The organism is Klebsiella sp. CN_Kp113 (genome assembly GCF_040064585.1).
Classification (GTDB): domain Bacteria; phylum Pseudomonadota; class Gammaproteobacteria; order Enterobacterales; family Enterobacteriaceae; genus Klebsiella; species Klebsiella michiganensis.
Window position 1 is genome coordinate 170,987 of the sequence record NZ_JBEAID010000008.1, and the last position, 20,902, is coordinate 191,888.

17 protein-coding genes are annotated in these 20,902 nt (G+C 54.6%); 9 read left to right on the forward strand and 8 right to left on the reverse strand.

Going from position 1 to position 20,902, the window contains the following annotated elements:
• The first annotated feature begins 121 nt into the window (after window positions 1-121).
• Both clcA and erpA read left to right on the forward strand, forming a co-directional pair.
• Window positions 122-1,540, forward strand: a complete 1,419-nt coding sequence (clcA, locus tag ABLV30_RS03025; RefSeq protein WP_032694441.1) for a H(+)/Cl(-) exchange transporter ClcA — start codon at window positions 122-124, stop codon at window positions 1,538-1,540.
• Between the two features lie 81 nt (window positions 1,541-1,621).
• On the forward strand, window positions 1,622-1,966 hold the full coding sequence (gene erpA, locus ABLV30_RS03030) for an iron-sulfur cluster insertion protein ErpA (RefSeq protein ID WP_004098733.1): 345 nt from the start codon (window positions 1,622-1,624) through the stop codon (window positions 1,964-1,966).
• Between the two features lie 99 nt (window positions 1,967-2,065).
• Here erpA and ABLV30_RS03035 read toward each other — a convergent pair whose 3' ends face one another.
• From ABLV30_RS03035 to mtnN, 3 genes are all read right to left on the reverse strand, one after another.
• Window positions 2,066-2,689: a TRIC cation channel family protein gene (locus ABLV30_RS03035; protein WP_009654554.1), complete on the reverse strand. Its 624-nt coding sequence runs from the start codon at window positions 2,687-2,689 to the stop codon at window positions 2,066-2,068.
• Window positions 2,690-2,872: 183 nt separating this feature from the next.
• Window positions 2,873-3,673: a vitamin B12 ABC transporter substrate-binding protein BtuF gene (btuF, locus tag ABLV30_RS03040; protein WP_025107381.1), complete on the reverse strand. Its 801-nt coding sequence runs from the start codon at window positions 3,671-3,673 to the stop codon at window positions 2,873-2,875.
• The gene (gene mtnN / locus ABLV30_RS03045; RefSeq protein WP_102803163.1) at window positions 3,666-4,364 is read right to left on the reverse strand and encodes a 5'-methylthioadenosine/S-adenosylhomocysteine nucleosidase; all 699 of its coding nucleotides are present in this window, start codon (window positions 4,362-4,364) and stop codon (window positions 3,666-3,668) included. The genes btuF and mtnN overlap by 8 nt, the downstream gene beginning before the upstream one ends.
• A gap of 84 nt (window positions 4,365-4,448) precedes the next feature.
• Between mtnN and dgt the strand changes: the two genes are divergently transcribed.
• From dgt to cdaR, 3 genes are all read left to right on the forward strand, one after another.
• Complete coding sequence (gene dgt / locus ABLV30_RS03050; protein WP_046877770.1) at window positions 4,449-5,963, forward strand: dGTPase; 1,515 nt, start codon at window positions 4,449-4,451, stop codon at window positions 5,961-5,963.
• Window positions 5,964-6,097: 134 nt separating this feature from the next.
• Window positions 6,098-7,537 (forward strand): serine endoprotease DegP, encoded by a 1,440-nt coding sequence (gene degP / locus ABLV30_RS03055; RefSeq protein ID WP_004098740.1) that lies wholly within the window; start codon window positions 6,098-6,100, stop codon window positions 7,535-7,537.
• A 191-nt stretch (window positions 7,538-7,728) separates the two neighbouring features.
• Window positions 7,729-8,886, forward strand: coding sequence for a DNA-binding transcriptional regulator CdaR (gene cdaR / locus ABLV30_RS03060; protein ID WP_004098741.1), 1,158 nt, complete (start codon window positions 7,729-7,731; stop codon window positions 8,884-8,886).
• Between the two features lie 36 nt (window positions 8,887-8,922).
• On the opposite strand, the gene ABLV30_RS03065 is transcribed toward cdaR, so the two are convergent.
• The 5 genes from ABLV30_RS03065 to map form a co-directional block, all read right to left on the reverse strand.
• On the reverse strand, window positions 8,923-11,901 hold the full coding sequence (locus ABLV30_RS03065; RefSeq protein ID WP_265801425.1) for a putative mucin/carbohydrate-binding domain-containing protein: 2,979 nt from the start codon (window positions 11,899-11,901) through the stop codon (window positions 8,923-8,925).
• Between the two features lie 195 nt (window positions 11,902-12,096).
• Window positions 12,097-12,486, reverse strand: coding sequence for a DUF3461 family protein (locus ABLV30_RS03070; protein WP_004098742.1), 390 nt, complete (start codon window positions 12,484-12,486; stop codon window positions 12,097-12,099).
• 107 nt (window positions 12,487-12,593) lie between these two features.
• A complete protein-coding gene (gene dapD, locus ABLV30_RS03075) occupies window positions 12,594-13,418 on the reverse strand; it encodes a 2,3,4,5-tetrahydropyridine-2,6-dicarboxylate N-succinyltransferase (RefSeq protein ID WP_004098743.1) in 825 nt (274 codons plus the stop codon).
• Between the two features lie 34 nt (window positions 13,419-13,452).
• A complete protein-coding gene (glnD, locus tag ABLV30_RS03080) occupies window positions 13,453-16,116 on the reverse strand; it encodes a bifunctional uridylyltransferase/uridylyl-removing protein GlnD (RefSeq protein WP_265801427.1) in 2,664 nt (887 codons plus the stop codon).
• Between the two features lie 191 nt (window positions 16,117-16,307).
• Window positions 16,308-17,102, reverse strand: a complete 795-nt coding sequence (map, locus tag ABLV30_RS03085; RefSeq protein WP_004098745.1) for a type I methionyl aminopeptidase — start codon at window positions 17,100-17,102, stop codon at window positions 16,308-16,310.
• 323 nt (window positions 17,103-17,425) lie between these two features.
• Here map and rpsB point away from each other — a divergent pair, with 323 nt between their 5' ends.
• The 4 genes from rpsB to frr all read left to right on the forward strand — a co-directional run bounded on the left by rpsB (window position 17,426) and on the right by frr (window position 20,757).
• Window positions 17,426-18,151 (forward strand): 30S ribosomal protein S2, encoded by a 726-nt coding sequence (gene rpsB, locus ABLV30_RS03090; protein WP_003856207.1) that lies wholly within the window; start codon window positions 17,426-17,428, stop codon window positions 18,149-18,151.
• 119 nt (window positions 18,152-18,270) lie between these two features.
• The gene (tsf, locus tag ABLV30_RS03095) at window positions 18,271-19,122 is read left to right on the forward strand and encodes a translation elongation factor Ts (protein WP_265801429.1); all 852 of its coding nucleotides are present in this window, start codon (window positions 18,271-18,273) and stop codon (window positions 19,120-19,122) included.
• 146 nt (window positions 19,123-19,268) lie between these two features.
• Entirely contained in the window at window positions 19,269-19,994 is a 726-nt protein-coding gene (pyrH, locus tag ABLV30_RS03100; RefSeq protein ID WP_004098747.1) for a UMP kinase, read from the forward strand.
• A gap of 205 nt (window positions 19,995-20,199) precedes the next feature.
• Entirely contained in the window at window positions 20,200-20,757 is a 558-nt protein-coding gene (gene frr, locus ABLV30_RS03105) for a ribosome recycling factor (protein WP_004098748.1), read from the forward strand.
• Window positions 20,758-20,902 lie beyond the last annotated feature (145 nt).

The window sequence follows — 20,902 nt, forward strand, 5'->3', positions numbered from 1 at the left end:
GTTATGAAAGTTTTGCCCAATTGAAACAATGGGGTCACGGCGCATTTTTTTGACGACGGAGCCTGTCCGGTTGGCTAGAATGACCTTCTTTCTATTTGTATTACTTATTATTGATAATGGCATGAAAGCAGAAAACCCCTCTTCTTCAGCACATCAGTTCGTACGCGTTCGCCGCAGCGATGCCGTGCGTCGGTTGATTCAGCGTGATAAAACGCCGCTGGCGGTGTTATTAATGGCGGCCGTTGTCGGCACGCTGGCGGGGCTGATCGGCGTCGCGTTTGAAAAAAGCGTCAACTGGGTGCAGAACCTGCGCATAGGCGCGCTGGTAGAGGTGGCGGACCACTGGTTTCTGGTCTGGCCGCTGGCCTTTATCCTCTCCGCTTTGCTGGCGATGGTGGGCTATTTTCTCGTCCGTCGTTTTGCGCCGGAAGCGGGCGGATCCGGGATCCCGGAAATTGAAGGCGCGCTGGAGGAGCTGCGTCCCGTTCGCTGGTGGCGCGTACTGCCGGTGAAGTTTATCGGCGGCATGGGGACGCTGGGTGCGGGCATGGTGCTGGGGCGCGAAGGGCCGATGGTGCAGCTTGGGGGCAATCTTGGGCGCATGGTGGTGGACGTTTTTCGCATGCGCAGTCCGGAAGCGCGCCATACGCTGCTGGCGACCGGCGCCGCGGCGGGGCTCTCCGCCGCCTTTAACGCGCCGCTGGCCGGGATTCTGTTTATTATTGAAGAGATGCGCCCGCAGTTTCGCTACAACCTGATCTCCATTAAAGCCGTGTTTACCGGCGTCATTATGGCCACCATCGTTTTCCGTATCTTCAACGGCGATAAAGCGGTTATCGAGGTCGGTAAGCTCAGCAATGCGCCGGTCAACACCCTGTGGCTGTATTTGATCCTCGGGATGATTTTTGGCTGTGTTGGCCCGCTGTTTAATACGCTGGTTCTGCGCACCCAGGATATGTTCCAGCGGCTCCACGGCGGCAACATTAAAAAATGGGTGCTGATTGGCGGCCTGATCGGCGGAAGCTGCGGCGTGCTGGGTCTGATTCAGCCGGCGGCGTCCGGCGGCGGGTTTAACCTGATTCCCATCGCCGCGGCGGGCAATTTTTCCGTCGGCCTGCTGCTGTTTATTTTTATCGCGCGGGTGATTACCACGCTGCTTTGCTTCTCTTCCGGCGCGCCCGGCGGTATCTTTGCGCCGATGCTGGCGCTGGGGACGCTGCTGGGCACGGCGTTTGGCATGGCGGCGACGCCGCTGTTTCCGGCCTATCATCTGGATGCCGGCACCTTTGCCATCGCCGGGATGGGGGCGCTGCTCGCCGCCTCGGTTCGCGCGCCGTTGACCGGCATCGTGCTGGTGCTGGAGATGACCGATAACTATCAGCTCATTTTGCCAATGATTATTACCTGTCTCGGCGCAACACTATTGGCACAATTCCTCGGCGGTAAGCCTTTATACTCGACTATTCTGCAGCGCACCCTGGCAAAACAAAAGGCGGAACAGGAAGCAAAGGCGCAGCCGGTCGGCGGGGAGAATACTTGAACGATTTACTCGGGTATTGGATAATGGCTCAAAAGGTCGGGTTATTCTTTAACCGGTCAGAAGTATCAATGGGAGCATAAAATGAGTGATGACGTAGCGTTGCCGCTGGAGTTTACCGAAGCCGCGGCGATTAAAGTAAAAGACCTGATTGCGGATGAAGACAATCCGAACCTGAAACTGCGCGTGTACATCACCGGTGGTGGCTGCAGCGGTTTCCAGTACGGCTTTACCTTCGACGATCAGGTTAACGAAGGCGATATGACTATCGAGAAGCAGGGCGTCGGCCTGGTGGTTGACCCAATGAGCCTGCAGTATCTGGTCGGCGGCGCCGTCGATTATACCGAAGGTCTGGAAGGCTCGCGTTTTATCGTGACCAACCCGAATGCGAAAAGCACCTGCGGCTGCGGCTCCTCGTTCAGCGTCTAAAGATAGTGCGCCCGGGAGCCTCTTCTCCCCAGCCCTCTCATACAGCGAGAGGGAGCAAACGCTAAAAACGGTAACGTTAAGGTTACCGTTTTGCTTTTATTACCGTCCATTCTCATCAAGCGCGAACGTTGGCAGCTTCAGGTGCCAGCGGATGGCCGCCAGCCTGATGACCAGCGTGACCACCATACCTATCATCGCCGCGTTTTCTAACGGAACCTGAAAGGTGTAGTACGCCGTCGCATGCACGATGCCGCCAACGATGCAGGCCGTCGCGTAGATTTCCGTACGCAGAATCATCGGGATTTCACGCGCCAGCACGTCGCGGATGATTCCCCCGCCGACGCCGGTGACGACGCCCATGCAGACGGCCACCAGCGGTCCGCTATGGGCAAGAAAGGCTTTGTTGACGCCAATACCGACAAATACCGCCAGACCGACGGCGTCCAGCACCGGCAGCACCCATTTCGGTAACCGGCGCGGCTGGCGTACCAGCAGGATAGTGAACATACTGGTGACCATCGCCACCACCAGATCGGTAGGGTCTTTAACCCAAAATACCGGGCCGTTAGCAAGGGCCATATCGCGAATGGTGCCACCGCCCACCGCGGTCACCACGCCTAATACCAGCACGCCGAAAGGGTCCATGCGCAGCTTTCCAGCCAGCAGGACGCCGGAGATGGCAAACACGGCGGTGCCAATGATATCCAGCCAATAGACAAGCATCGTCAGTTCCCACTTAGAATCTATCCCATTAGGCTTTTTTATTTGCCAGTCTGGCCCCGGGCAGTGCTCACAGCCCCCACGTACCACATGTACGCTCCGGGTGTTCCGCGCCGCCCGTGTCCAAACTGGCTGCAACAATTGCGCCTGGTGGGATAGCCTTTTAGCACCTGGGTTAGCAGGTGATTATTTTATCTGCTCGAGCGCAGTACAGAGTTGTTTTGCGGCGAGAATAATACGTGGGCTCGCGCGTTCAAACCAGTCGCCATGTAGCGCAATAAAAGAAATTTTTAGCTGATTCTGCCAATAGCGCTCAACGGCGGGAAGTTGACTGGCGTCGCCGGCGATGACAATGGCCTGCGGCTGCCTTGCCAGTACCTGTTCACGGCTCACCTGCGGCCAGGGAACCCGGCTGGCGGCAAAAATGTTTTCTCCCCCACACAGCGTCAGAACCTGATCCTGAATCGAGCCTTTGCTGGTGGTAAAGAGAGGGTTGGCGCCGAACTGTAAAAAAACGCGTTTTTTCGGCCCGCTCGCGTAGCGGGTTTTTAAGGCCTGGTACGCGTCCTGCATTTTCTGCGCCGCCTGCCGCGCCTTTTCCGGCTGCGGGCTCCACTGCGCCAGCTGACGAAGCGTTGCGATAATCTCTTCGATGGTCGATGTTTCGACCCAGATGACTTTTATCCCGAGCGAGCTTAGCTGATTCACCTGGCGTTCAGCGTTACCGCCGCGCCACGCCAGCACCAGGTCGGGCTTAAGGGCGACGATGCGTTCCAGATTCATCCCCTGCCAGCTGGAGACCTGCTCTATCTTTGCGGCTTCCGGGGGATAATCGGAATAGCTGCTGACGCCAACCGGCGTAATACCGGCGGCAAACGCCAGTTCAGTATTGGCGGGAGATAGCGTAATCACCCGCGGCGCGGCGAAAAGCCACGCCGGGGCAAGCAGCATCAGGACGGCAAGCGCCGCGTTGAGCGACTTAGCCACGAGCCAGGTGCTGCACCAGGTTTTCCACCATCAGGGTGGATTGCTTCGCGGCAACGGCGAGAAACTCGTCGAAGCTCAGATGCGACTGCTGATCGGCAACATCGGAGATCGCGCGAACGACAACAAACGGTACGCCATAGTTGTGGCAGACGTGCGCGATGGAGGTGGCTTCCATTTCTACCGCGACGGCCTGCGGGAAGTTGTGGCGGATTTTGGCGAGACCAATGGAACCGTTGATGAATGCGTCGCCGCTGACAATGAGTCCGCGAACCGCATTAAGATTCAGCGCGCTGATGCAGGTCTCTGCGGCGGCAATCAGCTTATCATCGGCTTTGAAACCGGCAGGGCAGCCCGGCAGCTGGCCATACTCATAGCCAAACGCGGTGACGTCCGCGTCGTGATAGCGCGTTTCGTCGGAGACAACGATATCGCCAACCTTCAGGGTCGACGCGAGGCCGCCCGCAGAACCGGTGTTAATAATCACATCCGGCTTGCAGTGCTCCATCAGAAGGGTGGCGCCCATGGCGGCGGCGACTTTGCCAATGCCCGATTTCAACAAAGCGACATCAACGCCCTGCAGCTGGCCGGTGTAGATTTCGCTGCCGCCGATAGTGATGGTCTGGCGGTTGTCGATTTTGTCGCGCAGAAGGGTAACTTCTTCTTCCATTGCGCCAATAATACCGATTTTCATAGATTTACTCGCGATGTGTGGGTTTTAGCGGCATAGTCTATCATGCGCTTAGAAGGAAACGTTATTGCTCGCTCGGGGGAGATCATGGCTAAGATCGATTTTCGCAACAAGATTAACTGGCGTCGCCGCTACCGTTCACCGCAGGGCGTTGAGACGGAGCGTGAAATCCTGCGAATTTTCGAAAGCGATCGCGGACGCATCATCAACTCGCCGGCAATCCGCCGGCTGCAGCAAAAAACGCAGGTTTTCCCGCTGGAGCGCAATGCCGCGGTGCGTACGCGGCTGACCCACTCTCTGGAAGTTCAGCAGGTGGGCCGCTACATCGCCAAAGAGGTGCTGAGTCGTCTGAAAGAGCAGAAGCTGCTGGAAAGCTACGGGCTGGATGAGCTTACCGGGCCGTTCGAGAGCATTGTTGAAATGGCCTGCCTAATGCACGATATCGGCAATCCGCCATTTGGCCATTTTGGCGAGGCGGCAATTAATGATTGGTTCAGCCAGCGGCTTTTCCCCGGCGATGCGGCCAGCCAGCCGTTAACCGACGATCGCTGCGTGGTTGCGGCGCTGCGCCTGCAGGAAGGCGATAGCCAGCTGAATGAGCTGCGGCGTAAGGTTCGCCAGGACTTATGCTGGTTTGAAGGCAATGCGCAGGGTATTCGCTTAGTGCATACGCTGATGCGCATGAATCTCACCTGGGCGCAGGTGGGCTGTATTCTAAAATATACGCGTCCGGCATGGTGGCGCGGGGAACCGCCGGCTAGCCACAATTATTTAATGAAAAAACCTGGTTATTATTTAGCCGAAGAGGGCTATGTTGCGAGGTTGCGTAAAGAACTGGATCTGGCTCCTTACAATCGCTTCCCATTAACGTGGATTATGGAAGCCGCGGATGATATCTCATATTGCGTCGCCGACCTTGAAGATGCGGTAGAAAAACGCATCTTCAGCGTAGAGCAGCTTTATCAGCATCTCTATGAAGCCTGGGGCGTTCACGAAAAAGGTTCCTTGTTTAATCAGGTTGTCGAAAACGCCTGGGAGAAATCGCGTGCGAATTCTCTGAGCCGGAGTACCGAAGATCAGTTTTTTATGTATTTACGGGTTAATACGCTCAATAGGCTGGTACCGTATGCGGCGCGGCGGTTTATTGATAACCTGGCGAAGATTTTTAGCGGTGACTTTAACCATGCGCTGCTTGAGGACGATAGCGATTGCAGCCAGCTTCTTGAACTATATAAAAATGTCGCGGTAAAACATGTGTTTAGCCATCCGGATGTCGAGCAGCTGGAGCTGCAGGGCTATCGCGTGATCAGCGGTCTGTTAGATATATACCAGCCGCTGTTAAAATTATCGCTGGATGAGTTTAGTTTGCTGGTGGAAAAAGAGCGGGTGCGAAGTTTACCGATTGCATCACGTCTTTTTCAGAAACTTTCAACTCGTCATCGGTTAGCTTACATAGAAGCCGTAAATAAGATTTCGCGCAATAATCCGGAGTTTCCAGTGATGGAATATTATTATCGCTGTCGTCTCATTCAGGACTATATCAGCGGAATGACCGACTTGTATGCATGGGATGAATATCGACGATTGATGGCCGTAGAATAAGGGTGAGTTTTGTAAAGACGGACAATAAATTTTTACTTTTACCAAAACTTCATTCCGGAACTTCGCGCTATAAAATGACTCTGATAGTCACCAACACAGCAACTATTCGTTATCTGAAATTGAGATTGAAACCTATGAAAAAAACCACGTTAGCAATGAGTGCCCTGGCTCTGAGTTTAGGTCTGGCGTTGTCCCCTCTCTCTGCGAGCGCGGCGGAAACAGCTTCTTCGGCGACTAATGCGCAGCAGATGCCAAGCCTGGCGCCGATGCTGGAAAAAGTGATGCCGTCGGTCGTGAGCATTAACGTTGAGGGGAGCACCACCGTTAATACGCCGCGGATGCCGCGTAACTTCCAGCAGTTCTTTGGCGACAATTCGCCGTTCTGTCAGGATGGTTCTCCGTTCCAGAGCTCTCCGTTCTGTCAGGGCGGCGGGCAGGGCGGTGCGCCGGGTAGCGACGGCGGCCAGCAGCAGAAATTTATGGCCCTTGGTTCCGGGGTGATTATTGATGCCGCTAAAGGCTATGTTGTGACTAACAACCACGTCGTGGATAACGCGACTACTATCAAAGTTCAGCTCAGCGATGGCCGCAAGTTCGACGCGAAAGTGGTCGGCAAAGACCCGCGTTCTGATATTGCGCTGATTCAAATCCAGGATCCGAAAAACCTGAGCGCGATTAAGCTGGCGGACTCTGACGCCCTGCGCGTCGGTGATTACACCGTGGCGATCGGTAACCCGTTTGGCCTGGGCGAAACCGTGACCTCGGGGATCGTTTCCGCCCTGGGCCGTAGCGGCCTGAACGTTGAAAACTATGAAAACTTTATCCAGACCGATGCGGCGATCAACCGCGGTAACTCCGGCGGCGCGCTGGTTAACCTGAACGGCGAGCTGATCGGTATCAACACCGCGATTCTGGCGCCGGACGGCGGCAACATTGGTATCGGCTTCGCTATTCCGAGCAACATGGTGAAAAACCTGACCGATCAGATGGTCAAATTTGGCCAGGTTAAGCGCGGTGAGCTGGGCATCATGGGGACCGAGCTGAATTCCGAACTGGCGAAAGCGATGAAAGTTGACGCTCAGCGCGGCGCGTTCGTCAGCCAGGTGATGCCGAACTCGGCGGCCGCTAAGGCGGGGATTAAAGCCGGCGACGTGATTACCACGCTGAACGGTAAATCGATCAGCAGCTTTGCCGCGCTGCGTGCCCAGGTGGGTACCATGCCGATCGGCAGCAAAGTCGAGCTTGGCCTGCTGCGTGACGGCAAGCCGGTGACGGTGACCGTTGAGCTGCAGCAGAGCAATCAGAACCAGGTTGACTCAAGCACCATCTTCAACGGTATTGAAGGTGCGGAAATGAGCAACAAAGGTCAGGATAAAGGCGTCGTGGTGAGTAACGTGAAAGCGGGAACGCCGGCGGCGCAGATTGGCCTGAAGAAAGGCGATATTATCGTTGGCGCGAACCAGCAGCCGGTGAAAAATATTGCCGATCTGCGCAAAATTTTTGATGCCAAACCGTCGGTTCTGGCGCTGAATATCCAGCGCGGCGATACGTCGATTTATCTGCTGATGCAGTAATCCCTGACGGTTCGCAAAGCCCCTTTTCTCCTTGCGGAGGAAAGGGGCTTTTTTATTTCTGCCGCCCCTTCCATTTTTCGTTCTGTGATATCTTCCACAACTCCATATTTCTTAGCCCGGCTTTGTGCAAATGCACAATGCGGCGTGTTGCCAACTCTTTTATGCTGTTAGCCTGCTCACGGGAGGGTTACATGGCTGGCTGGCATCTTGATACCAAAATGGCTCAGGATATCGTGGCGCGTACGATGCGCATCATTGATACCAATATTAACGTAATGGATGCCCGCGGGCGCATTATCGGTAGCGGAGACCGCGAGCGAATTGGTGAATTGCACGAAGGCGCGCTATTAGTGCTTTCCCAGGGCCGCGTTGTCGATATTGATGATGCCGTTGCCCGACATCTGCACGGCGTGCGCCAGGGGATCAACCTGCCGCTGCGTCTGGAAGGGGAGATCGTCGGCGTTATCGGCCTGACCGGCGAACCGGAGTCGCTGCGTAAATACGGTGAACTGGTGTGTATGACCGCCGAGATGATGCTGGAACAATCGCGGCTGATGCATCTCCTGGCCCAGGATAGCCGTCTGCGCGAAGAGCTGGTGATGAACCTGATTCAGGCGGAAGAGAACACCCCGGCGCTGACCGAGTGGGCCCAGCGTCTGGGGATCGATCTCAACCAACCGCGCGTGGTGGCTATGATTGAAGTGGATAGCGGCCAGCTGGGCGTAGACAGCGCGATGGCGGAGCTGCAGCAGCTCCAGACCGCGTTGACCACGCCGGACCGTAATAATCTGGTGGCCATTGTCTCGCTGACCGAAATGGTGGTACTGAAGCCCGCGCTGAACGCCTTTGGCCGCTGGGATGCGGAAGATCACTGCAAACGGGTCGAGCAGCTCATTAGCAGGATGAAAGAGAATGGTCAGCTGCGTTTTCGCGTGGCGCTGGGAAACTTTTTTACCGGACCGGGCAGCATTGCTCGCTCGTATCGCACCGCCAGAACCACCATGATGGTCGGTAAACAGCGGATGCCGGAGAGCCGTAGCTATTTTTACCAGGATTTGATGCTGCCGGTACTGCTGGATAGCCTGCGCGGCGGCTGGCAGGCTAATGAGCTGGCGCGCCCGCTGGTTCGCCTGAAGGCGATGGATAACAACGGCCTGCTGCGTCGCACCTTACAGGCCTGGTTTCGTCATAACGTGCAGCCGCTGGCGACGTCGAAAGCACTGTTTATCCACCGTAATACGCTGGAATACCGTTTGAACCGTATCTCTGAGCTGACGGGGCTGGATTTGGGTAATTTTGACGATCGTCTGCTGCTGTATATTGCGCTACAGCTCGATGAGCAGCGCTAAAAACACTCCCGCCTGCGGCGGGAGTGGGGACGGGAATTACAGGCGCTGCAGTCCGCGGGCCGTGACTTGCCAGGAGACGGTATGAGGCTGTGGCCAGGCGTTACCGTTTTGCGGGTTGATAATGACGGAGCGATCGCCGGCTTCGGCATGGAAGACTTCGATGATATAGCCCTCATCAAGTATTGCCGTATCTATATAGTCGCCAAGCTGCGATGAGCCTTTAATGGACTGGCGATAAACCACCGAGCCGCGCGTATTGTAGATATTCACCGCGGCATAGGCCGTCGTAAAGTGCTTATTCGGCACCACGGGGCTGGCGGTAAAGGTGAGCGCGCCGCGGCCAATATCCATCTCCATCGTCGCAAAACGAATATTATCATTGCCCAGTAGCTGCCAGCAGAAGAGATCGCCATACAGCTCTGTAGCCTCGTCCTCAGCATCCGTAGTTTCTTTATCCTCCGGGTCTGGCACCAGCGAACAGGCCTCCAGCCCATCCTTCACTACCCGCCAGCGGTTGTGCTGCTTCAGCGTAATGGCGCGATGCGTCGTATCATTGCTGGCGCTGGAGCGGAATGGCTCATCATGGAAAACCTCAATGATCATGTTTTCAGCGAGGGCGATAGTTTCGATGTTTGCCAGGTTGTTGGTCGCTCCGGCATAGCTGCGGTGATAAACCACCGTTTCGTCCGCCCCGGTTACCGTAATGCTGGCGTAGGTATGGGAGACATAATACGGGTGCGGCGCGCCGGTACGGGTGGTGACCATCATGGCGTGCTGTTGATTATCGATAACGATCTGGCAAAAATCTTTGTTGCCCTGTCCTCTGAGATTGAGGGTCACGCTCTTGCCCGTGAACTCGCCCGGTTCACTATTATCCTGAGGCAGAACATCGGCATACTCTTTAAGCAGCCTGCTGCGCTGGGGCTCTTCAATATGGGAGAGCATCAGCCAGAGATCGTTTTTACATACGCTCTCTTCCTGCGCTAATAGCGAAGGCTGGTTACGCATCGCCTGAGCGTCATGCTCGAAAATAGCCAGTAAATCTTCCGCCGGATTATTATCGAGGATAAAGTTGTAAAGCCCACTCTCATCAATACGCATCAGCTGGCATTTCTCGCCCGCGATCAGCGGTAAATACTCTGGGGAGGCTTTCAGACGTCCCGGCTCGACGTGAGTAATATACAAGTGATAGTGAGGGCCGAAGGGAATAATCACCTTACCGGTGGCGCAGTTTGTGCCGTTCATATTGCGCTCAAAGACTTTTTCGCCGCTGGCGGAAAGTACGCATACGCCGGCATAGAGCGCGTCAGGGTAGTTGTTGTGCGGCGTGGCGCTGGTAATATTCAGCGTAAGCTGCTGATTTTCTAAATCGATATCCAGATATGCAAACGGCGTGTCGCCAATACCTAAAAAGCTCATTGTCACGTTACGCCCGCGGGTATCGCGTTGTCGGGTGTAGTTGATGGTAGCCGCATTCGCCCCTTCTTTTACGACGAGATAGCTGATATCCGGACGATATTTTTGTGAACGGCCTTTCGGAGGATCGATCTGGTAAACGCCGACTGGAATATCATTCAGGATCAACGTGTCATCATTAACAACCAGTGAATAATGCGTGCCACAATTATCTTTAATCGTCAGCGTTCGCCCGTAAATTTGTTCCAGCTGGTCGATATTGAACGTCAGGGATAGCGTCCCCGTTTTGCCTAATGCCGCCAGTTCGCTGTTATCCACCAGCCACACGAAGGAGTCCAGCCCCAGCTGCCGCCGCGCGCTATCCCATTCGCTTTGCGGAAGGAAAAGATACAGCGGATAGAGCGGTTTTGCCGCCAGCGCGGCGATATCTCCCTTAGTGGTAATTTCCAGCGTTAAGCCGCATAGCTCGATAAACGGCGTGACATCATACCCTGCGGCGGCGGCAATGGCGGTAGCCAACATATCGATAAGCTGATAATCGGACGGCCGGAAGCTATCGCCGTTGGCCAGTTCACGATAGTTCTGGTTAAAGGCGCTGAAGGCTTTGGTTCCTGCTTTTAGCAACATCAGCATCAGGAATTGCAGGCGCGGACGCAGGCCCCAGCTGGCGACCGGCGTCTGGTCTTTTATATAGGTCATCAGCTGGAGTTCCTGTACGGCCTGCTGACCATAGTTATAGAGCCAGCCATCCACATAGAGATGATTATCCTGGCTCAGGGTAAGCTGCTGATAGAAAGCGGCGTAAATATTGTTCCACACCTCATTGACGGGCAGAGTGGTGTCCTGCATAAATTTGCCCTGATACCCGTGCGCAATTTCATGAAGAATAACCCACTGCGTCGCAACGTTATCCAGCCAGCCTTCACCTAACGTTGATGATGTATGTGCGCACCACCAGGGGTGATAATAGGCTGCGCCGACGCCGTGTTTATCTGCCCGCACAAAGTAGCGGTTGGCGACATCCTGGTTCCACGGCGCATCCGGGCGATCGCTTAGCCCAGCCCAGTCGTTATAGCATTTGAAAAGGTGGGTGTAATAAGCGTGTAGCGAGGATAAGCCCGCTTTCATCGCATTATCGCGGTCGGCGTAGGGCAGCAGCAGGTTAATCACATCTAAATCAAGCAGCGCGAGTGCGGATTGATTTTTCTCCCAGCTGAGGAAAAATTCATCCTCAGATTGTCCTGCTTTCCAGCACGGCAGCGGTTTAGTTGCGGCAGGTTGCTGGTAGATGACGGTGAATTCGCTGGACTGGTCGGTAAACAGCGTATCGACAAAAGGAACGGTGTCGACCGTGGCGCTGACCGTTTTCCAGCCGGTGGCGATCGTGCTGGTGCTTTCTAGCGCGGTATCATTGCAAAGCAGGCGCAGAATCGAGTTGCCGTTGCTGATATCCGGTTGGCGAATGTGCAGCGGCGTATTGGCGGGCAGAATAAAGCCCAGCGGCTGGCGATCGTGCTGCCGTCCTTTTTCAAAACCGGTCTTATCCAGCCAGGGCGCAGATTGTAGGGTATAAAATTTTTGTTCAATTTCCTGTGTCATCGTATGATCTCCTTTCAGGTGGAAATTGAACATACAGCGACTTATTTTATTATGTCATTCATGTAGATAGGGATATGAGATGAAATGATATCAGAGAGGAATAGCTGATATTCGCTGATGCTGCCGGTGGGGGTGAGTGAGAAAAAAGAGGATGAGGCAGAGAGAAACAGGGCCAGCATCTGGCCCGTATCAGGCTTACTTATTGCGGGTCAGTTTTTCCAGATCGGATTCGATTTCGCTGATCTTATTCGTCACCACGCTTTCGAGGTGACGCAGATCGTCGAGGATCTTACGTTTCAGATCGATTTCGGTGCGATCGCGCTGACAGATTTGATCCAGCTCGTCGATGATATAGCGTAGATTAGGGCTAATCTCCTGGACTTCTTTATATCCCTGGCCCACGCCGTCGGCGACAACGGTTTTGCGCTGACGCGGATATTTGAACTTGACGCTCTTGGCGAAGAACTCGCCTTTATCCTTCTGAAAGTAGATTTTCAGAATGTCGTTATTGGCTTCCTGCCGCAGGCTATAGCGATCGATTTCATCAGGATTGGTAATACCAAGACTTTTCAGATTATCGTACATAACGGTACCTTTGATATCATCGTAATCTTTGAATAATTAACGAAAAAATCCATCTTCGCCAGCTCAATATATAAAAAAAGCGGGATGCCTCCCGCTTTTCATGCTGCTTAGTCGATGGTACGCAGAAGTTCGTTGATTCCAACCTTGCCGCGGGTTTTGGCATCGACTTTTTTGACGATAACCGCGCAGTATAGGCTGTACTTGCCATCTTTTGACGGCAGGTTGCCGGAGACGACGACGGATCCCGCCGGAACGCGGCCGTAGAAGACTTCACCGGTTTCGCGGTCGTAGATTTTGGTGCTCTGGCCGAGGTATACGCCCATGGAGATAACGGAACCCTCTTCGACGATGACGCCTTCAACGACTTCCGAACGCGCGCCGATAAAGCAGTTATCTTCGATAATGGTCGGGTTAGCCTGCAGCGGCTCCAGTACGCCACCGATGCCGACGCCGCCGGACAGGTGGACGTTTTTGCCGATCTGCGCGCAGGAACCCACGGTCGCCCAGGTATCAACCATCGAACCTTCGTCAACGTAGGCGCCGATGTTCACATAGGACGGCATCAGAACCGTGTTGCGAGCGATATACGCCCCCTGACGAACGGCCGCCGGCGGAACGACGCGGAAACCTTCTTTCTGGAAACGCGCTTCATCATAATCCGCGAACTTCATTGGGACTTTATCGAAGTAGCGGCTTTCCGCACCATCGATAACCTGGTTATCGTTAATACGGAAAGAGAGCAGAACCGCTTTCTTCAGCCACTGATGGGTGACCCACTGGCCGTCAACTTTTTCAGCGACACGCAGCGCGCCGGAATCAAGCAGAGAAATCACCTGGTTAACCGCTTCGCGGGTTACGGTATCCACGTTTGCCGGCGTGATGTCGGCGCGACGCTCAAAAGCGGACTCAATAACGTTCTGTAATTGCTGCATTGTTTACTCTTTCCATTTACTTAAAAAAAATACGTTACCCTTTATCGTTTGGATTGAGGGCCTCTGTCAACCGTTGTTGCACTTCTTGCTGTAGCTCATTATTAAGGGCGCGCCGGTCTGCGGTGGCGATTATAAATAAATCTTCTACTCGCTCACCAATTGTCGTAATTCGCGCGCCGTGGAGCGAAATTCCGAGGTCGGCAAACACCTGGCCGACGCGCGCTAACAGACCCGGCTGGTCGAGAGCAATCAGCTCAAGAAAGGATTTCCGGTCGGTATGCGTCGGCAGGAAATTCACCTCCGTCGGCACGGAAAAATGCCTCAGCTTCGCCGCCTGACGACGGGGCGCCGGCGGCTGCCAGCTGCGCTGGCTGATGGTCTGTTCCAGGCCCATGCGGATCATTTCGTGCCTGTCGGCGGAAAGCGGGCTGCCGTCCGGCTCAAGAACAATAAAGGTATCCATCGCCATGCCGTCGCGGGTGGTGAAGATCTGCGCATCGTGAACGCTAAGATTACGTCGATCCAGCTCGCCGCAAACGGCGGCGAAGAGGTAAGGACGATCCGGACTCCAGATGAAGATCTCGGTGCCCCCGCGCGAGGCGTGGGAACTGAGCAGGATCATCGGTTTGCTGAGATCGTGCTGCAGCAGATTACGCGCGTGCCAGGCGAGCTGGTTTGGCGTATGGCGCACAAAGTAGTTGGCGCGGCAGCGGTTCCAGATTTGGTGCAGCGCCTGTTCATTAATATTTTCCATCCGCAGCAGCGCCAGCGCCTGTAGCTGGTGGTGACGCACCCGCTCGCGCATATCCGGCGTGTTTTGCATCCCCCGGCGCAGCTGTTTTTCGGTGGCGAAATAGAGCTCGCGCAGCAGGCTCTGCTTCCAGCTGTTCCACAGGTTTTCGTTGGTGGCGCAGATATCGGCGACGGTCAGGCAAACCAGGTAGTGCAGACGGTTCTCCGTTTGCACCTCTTCGGCAAACTGCTTGATCACTTCCGGATCCTGAATATCGCGACGCTGGGCGGTGACCGACATCAGCAGATGATGACGCACCAGCCACGCCACCAGCTGGGTTTCGCGCGAGTTAAGACCGTGAAGCTCGGCGAATTTCAGCACGTCCTGCGCGCCGAGAATCGAATGGTCGCCGCCGCGTCCTTTCGCGATATCGTGGAAGAGGGCGGCGATAAGGATCAGCTCCGGATGCGTCAGGCGCGGCCACAGTTCAACGCACAGCGGATGGCGGCTGCGGGTCTCTTCTTTGGCGAAGCTCTCAAGCTTAAGCAGCACGCGGATCGTGTGTTCATCAACGGTATAGGCGTGAAACAGGTCAAATTGCATCTGACCGACAATATGCGACCATTGCGGCATATAGGCCCACAGCACGCTATGGCGGTGCATCGGCAGCAGCCCCCGGCTGACCGCGCCCTGATGGCGCAGCATGCTGAGGAACAGGGTCCGCGCTTCCGGAATATAGCAAAGCGGCTGCGTCAGATGACGGCGAGCGTGGCGCAGGTGGCGAAGCGTGGTGGAGTAGATGCCGGTAATGCTGCTGTTGCGCACCATCATAAAGAACATGCGCAGAATCGCCTGCGGTTCGCGGATGAACAGCGTGTCATCGCGCAGATCGATTAGCGTGCCGCGCAGCTGAAAATCATCGTCAATCGGCCGCGGCTTCTCATCTTCGGTGAGCGCCAGAATCGCCTCTTCGAACAGCTGGATCAGCATTTGGTTCAGCTCGCTCACCCGGCGGGTGACGCGAAAGAAATCCTTCATCATATGCTCGATCGGCTGGTTGCTTTCGCCTTCGTAACGCAGGCGACGGGCGACGCTGAACTGCCTGTCGAACAGCAGACGATTATCGTAGCGGTTGAGCTCCAGATGCAGCGCAAAGCGAATGCGCCACAGCTGATGCAGGCATTCGTTAAGCTCGTTGCGCTCGGCTTCGGTCAGGAAACCGAAGCCGACCATTTCATCAAGCGAGGTGGCGCCGAAATGGCGGCGCGCGATCCACTGCAGGGTGTGAATATCGCGCAGGCCGCCGGGGCTGCTTTTCACGTCCGGCTCGAGGTTATAGCTGGTCCCGTGATAGCGCTGATGGCGTACATTCTGCTCTTCGACTTTTGCCGCAAAGAACTTTTCCGATGGCCAGAAGCCGTCGCTGAATATGTGTTTTTGCAGTTCAAGGAACAGCGCGACGTCGCCAATAAGCAGACGCGATTCAATCAGGTTAGTGGCGACGCTGAGGTCCGACAGCCCCTCCAGCAGGCACTCTTCGAGGGTGCGCACGCTGTGGCCGACTTCCAGCTTGATATCCCACAGCAGCGTCAGCAGCTCGCCGACCTTCTGCGCCTGCTCATCGGGCAGCTTTTTACGGCTCAGGATAAGCAGATCGATATCGGAAAGCGGGTGCAGTTCGCCGCGGCCGTAACCGCCGACGGCGACCAGCGCGATGTCGTTCATCGACCCGAACCCGTACTCGACCCATAGCCGCTGAAGCAGCTGATCGATAAATTCGGTGCGCGCCTCAATCAATCTCTCTGCGGCGATGCCGTGGTCAAACGCTTCGCCCAGCCAGCGCTGAAAAGCGTCGATGTGCGCCTTGATAGCCGCGCAGTTGAAGTCGCTCTGCGGCCAGCGGCCCGGATTCGCCGGCTGGTCGGCCAGGGCAGGGGAGACAGTATCAGATAAAGAGTTGCTCATCGCGCCACCATAATAAAAAACTATCGCCCATAAAAAATCGCCGGGAGCGATTTTTTATGTCGCTTGCGGCGGCCCATAGGGTGACGGGCAGGACGCCCGTCATAAAAAATCGCCGGGAGCGATTTTTAACGTCGCTTGCGGCGGCCCACAGGGTGCCCGTCATAAAAAAGCCGGCTGGCGCCGGCTTTTCATCATTCGTTGTGCGAGATTATCGCCGGGATGGTGTCATCCTTGCGTAACGTCAGTATTTCGCAGCCGCTGTCTGTCACCACAATAGTATGCTCATACTGCGCAGACAAGCTCCGGTCTTTGGTTTTTACCGTCCAGCCGTCTTTCATACTGCGGATCTCTTTTTTACCCGCGTTGACCATCGGCTCAATGGTAAAGGTCATGCCGGGTTTGAGCACCACGTTGGTTTCCGGAGAGTCGTAATGCAGCACCTGCGGTTCTTCATGGAAACCGCGGCCGATACCGTGGCCGCAGTACTCGCGCACGACGGAGAAACCTTCGGCTTCAACGTATTTCTGGATAGCCGCGCCGATAGCGCGCAGATTAACGCCCGGTTTGACCATTTTCAGGGCCAGATAGAGGCTTTCCTGGGTAATGCGGCACAGGCGCTCGCCCAGAATGGTCGGTTTACCGACGATAAACATCTTCGAGGTATCACCGTGGAAATCATCTTTAATGACGGTGACATCAATGTTGACGATATCGCCATCTTTCAGCAGCTTGCCGTCGTCCGGGATCCCGTGGCACACCACTTCATTAATAGAGATGCAGACGGATTTCGGGAAGCCGTGGTAGCCCAGGCAGGCGGATACGGCTTTTTGTTCGTTAACGATATAATCGTTGCAGATACGATCCAGTTCGCCGGTGCTGACGCCCGGTTTTACGTAGGGTTCGATCATTTCCAGCACTTCAGCGGCCAGGCGGCCGGCAACGCGCATTTTTTCGATGTCTTCAGATGTCTTGATAGAAATAGCCATGGATTGTGTCCAGCAGTGTCGATTTTTTCGACAATAATAGATTATGTCTGAACAATGTTAACAGTCCGGGCGTCCTGCTGCCAAATTGAGAATCATTAGCAGCACGCGACGTCAACAACAGTTGGTGTCTGCTCCTGTTTTGTGGTATAAAGCGCGCCGGACTTCTGTTCCATTCTCAGATACACAAGATGGACTGAAGCGACAAATCTCACTTTGTGTAACAACACACACGTATCGGCACATATTCCGGGGTGCCCTTTGGGGTCGGTAATATGGGATACGTGGAGGCATAACCCCAACTTTTATCTATAGAGGTTTTAAACATGGCAACTGTTTCCATGCGCGACATGCTCAAGGCTGGTGTTCACTTTGGTCACCAGACCCGTTACTGGAACCCGAAAATGAAGCCTTTCATCTTCGGCGCGCGTAACAAAGTTCACATCATCAACCTTGAGAAAACTGTACCGATGTTCAACGAAGCTCTGGCTGAACTGAACAAGATCTCTTCTCGCAAAGGCAAAATCCTTTTCGTTGGTACTAAGCGCGCTGCAAGCGAAGCGGTAAAAGACGCTGCTAACAGCTGCGACCAGTTCTTCGTGAACCATCGCTGGCTGGGCGGTATGCTGACTAACTGGAAAACCGTTCGTCAGTCTATCAAACGTCTGAAAGACCTGGAAACTCAGTCCCAGGACGGTACTTTCGACAAGCTGACCAAGAAAGAAGCGCTGATGCGCACTCGTGAGCTGGACAAGCTGGAAAACAGCCTGGGCGGTATCAAAGACATGGGCGGCCTGCCGGACGCGCTGTTCGTTATCGACGCTGACCACGAGCACATCGCAATCAAAGAAGCAAACAACCTGGGTATTCCGGTATTTGCTATCGTTGATACTAACTCCGATCCGGACGGCGTTGACTTCGTTATCCCGGGTAACGACGACGCAATCCGTGCAGTTAGCCTGTACCTGAGCGCTGTTGCTGCTACCGTTCGTGAAGGCCGTTCTCAGGATCTGGCTTCTCAGGCGGAAGAAAGCTTCGTAGAAGCTGAATAATAAGGCATACCCTTATTTAGTACCGTGTATAAATAGGGGCCTCTTAGCGGCCCCTTTTTCACTTTCAAATCTGTCTGGTTCCTGGAACCGGGCCGATCACATCTCCCGAGGAATAAAGAATGGCTGAAATTACCGCATCCCTGGTAAAAGAGCTGCGCGAGCGTACTGGCGCAGGCATGATGGATTGCAAAAAAGCGCTGACTGAAGCGAACGGCGACATCGAGCTGGCAATCGAAAACATGCGTAAATCCGGTGCTATTAAAGCAGCGAAAAAAGCGGGCAACGTTGCCGCTGACGGCGTGATCATCACTAAAATCGATGGCACCTACGGCATCATTCTGGAAGTTAACTGCCAGACTGACTTCGTGGCTAAAGATGGTGGCTTCCAGGCATTTGCTAACAAAGTTCTGGATGCAGCTGTTGCAGGCAAAATCACCGACGTTGAAGTTCTGAAAGCACAGTTCGAAGAAGAACGCGTTGCGCTGGTTGCTAAAATCGGTGAGAACATCAACATCCGTCGCGTTTCTTCCCTGGAAGGCGAAGTTCTGGGCTCTTACCAGCACGGCGCGCGTATCGGTGTTCTGGTTGCCGCTAAAGGCGCGAGCGAAGAGCTGGTTAAACAGCTGGCTATGCACATCGCTGCAAGCAAGCCTGAATTCGTTAAGCCGGAAGACGTTTCCGCTGAAGTGGTCGAAAAAGAGTACCAGGTTCAGCTGGACATCGCTATGCAGTCTGGCAAGCCGAAAGAAATCGCAGAGAAAATGGTTGAAGGCCGCATGAAGAAATTCACCGGCGAAGTTTCTCTGACCGGTCAGCCGTTCGTTATGGACCCGAGCAAATCCGTTGCTCAGCTGCTGAAAGAGCACAACGCTGATGTGACTGACTTCATCCGCTTTGAAGTGGGCGAAGGCATTGAGAAAGTTGAGACTGACTTTGCAGCAGAAGTTGCTGCGATGTCCAAGCAGTCTTAATTTTCAAAAGGAGCCGCCTGAGGGCGGCTTCTTTTTGCGCCTAATGTGTAAATTCAGCCAACCGCTATAGTGGGCACGCTGAAAAGCGACGTACAATGTCGCCAGAATTAATTCATCTCATTCGTTGACAGTCTCAGGAAAGAAACATGGCTACCAATGCAAAACCCGTCTACAAACGTATTCTGCTTAAGTTAAGTGGCGAAGCTCTGCAAGGTTCGGAAGGCTTCGGTATTGATGCGAGCATACTTGACCGCATGGCTCAGGAAATCAAAGAACTGGTTGAGCTGGGTATTCAGGTTGGCGTAGTGATTGGTGGCGGTAACCTTTTCCGTGGTGCTGGTCTGGCGAAAGCGGGTATGAACCGCGTTGTGGGCGACCACATGGGCATGCTGGCAACGGTCATGAACGGCCTTGCAATGCGTGATGCACTTCATCGCGCCTATGTGAACGCCCGCCTGATGTCAGCGATTCCGCTGAATGGCGTGTGCGATAACTACAGCTGGGCGGAAGCTATCAGCCTGCTGCGTAACAACCGCGTGGTGATTCTTTCCGCGGGTACCGGCAACCCATTCTTTACCACCGATTCCGCTGCCTGCCTGCGCGGCATTGAAATTGAAGCCGATGTGGTACTGAAAGCCACCAAAGTCGACGGTGTATTTACCGCTGACCCGGCCAAAGATCCTTCCGCAACGATGTACGATCAGCTGACCTACAGCGAAGTACTGGATAAAGAGCTGAAAGTGATGGATCTTGCGGCCTTTACCCTGGCGCGTGACCACAAACTGCCGATTCGCGTATTCAATATGAATAAGCCTGGCGCGCTGCGCCGCGTGGTGATGGGTGAAAAAGAAGGCACATTAATTACTGAGTAATTCCCGTCAGCGTCAAATACGGGTAATATTCGGCCTTACTTTTTCGGGTTTTTGACCCGATGGTTTTCAACATGCTCTGTGGACGGAATGCTGCGGCTGACCCGCAGCCTGAAAGACGCTGAGCATAAACATGACTATACTTAGCTCACTTTTGCAGTGGGCGACCGTCTGGTCTGTCTGAGACAAGTTTTCAAGGATTCGTAACGTGATTAGCGATATCAGAAAAGATGCTGAAGTACGCATGGACAAATGCGTTGAAGCGTTCAAAACCCAAATCAGCAAAATACGCACGGGTCGTGCTTCTCCCAGCCTGCTGGATGGCATTATCGTGGAATACTACGGCACGCCGACTCCGCTGCGTCAGCTGGCTAGCGTAACGGTAGAAGACTCCCGCACGCTGAAGATCAACGTCTTCGATCGCTCCATGAGCCCGGCCGTTGAAAAAGCAATTATGGCTTCCGACCTCGGTCTGAACCCAAGCTCTGCGGGCAGCGATATCCGCGTTCCGCTGCCGCCGCTGACCGAAGAGCGTCGTAAAGATCTGACCAAAATCGTGCGTGGCGAAGCTGAACAGGCGCGCGTTGCCGTACGTAACGTTCGTCGCGATGCCAACGACAAAGTCAAAGCGCTGCTGAAAGAGAAAGAGATCAGCGAAGATGACGATCGCCGCTCTCAGGAAGATGTGCAGAAAATGACTGATGCTGCTATCAAGAAAGTTGATGCGGCGCTGGCGGATAAAGAAGCGGAACTGATGCAGTTCTGATTCTCTGCCGACACGCAGGTCTGACGATCGGCCTGCGTAAAATCTGAAACGCCGTACAGGAGACCGTACGCTCAATTTTCGGGATTGCGTTTAGACGGCTGGCCTTGTAGCCTTTGGCGCCATGTCAAAGGCCTTGCGCCTCCGC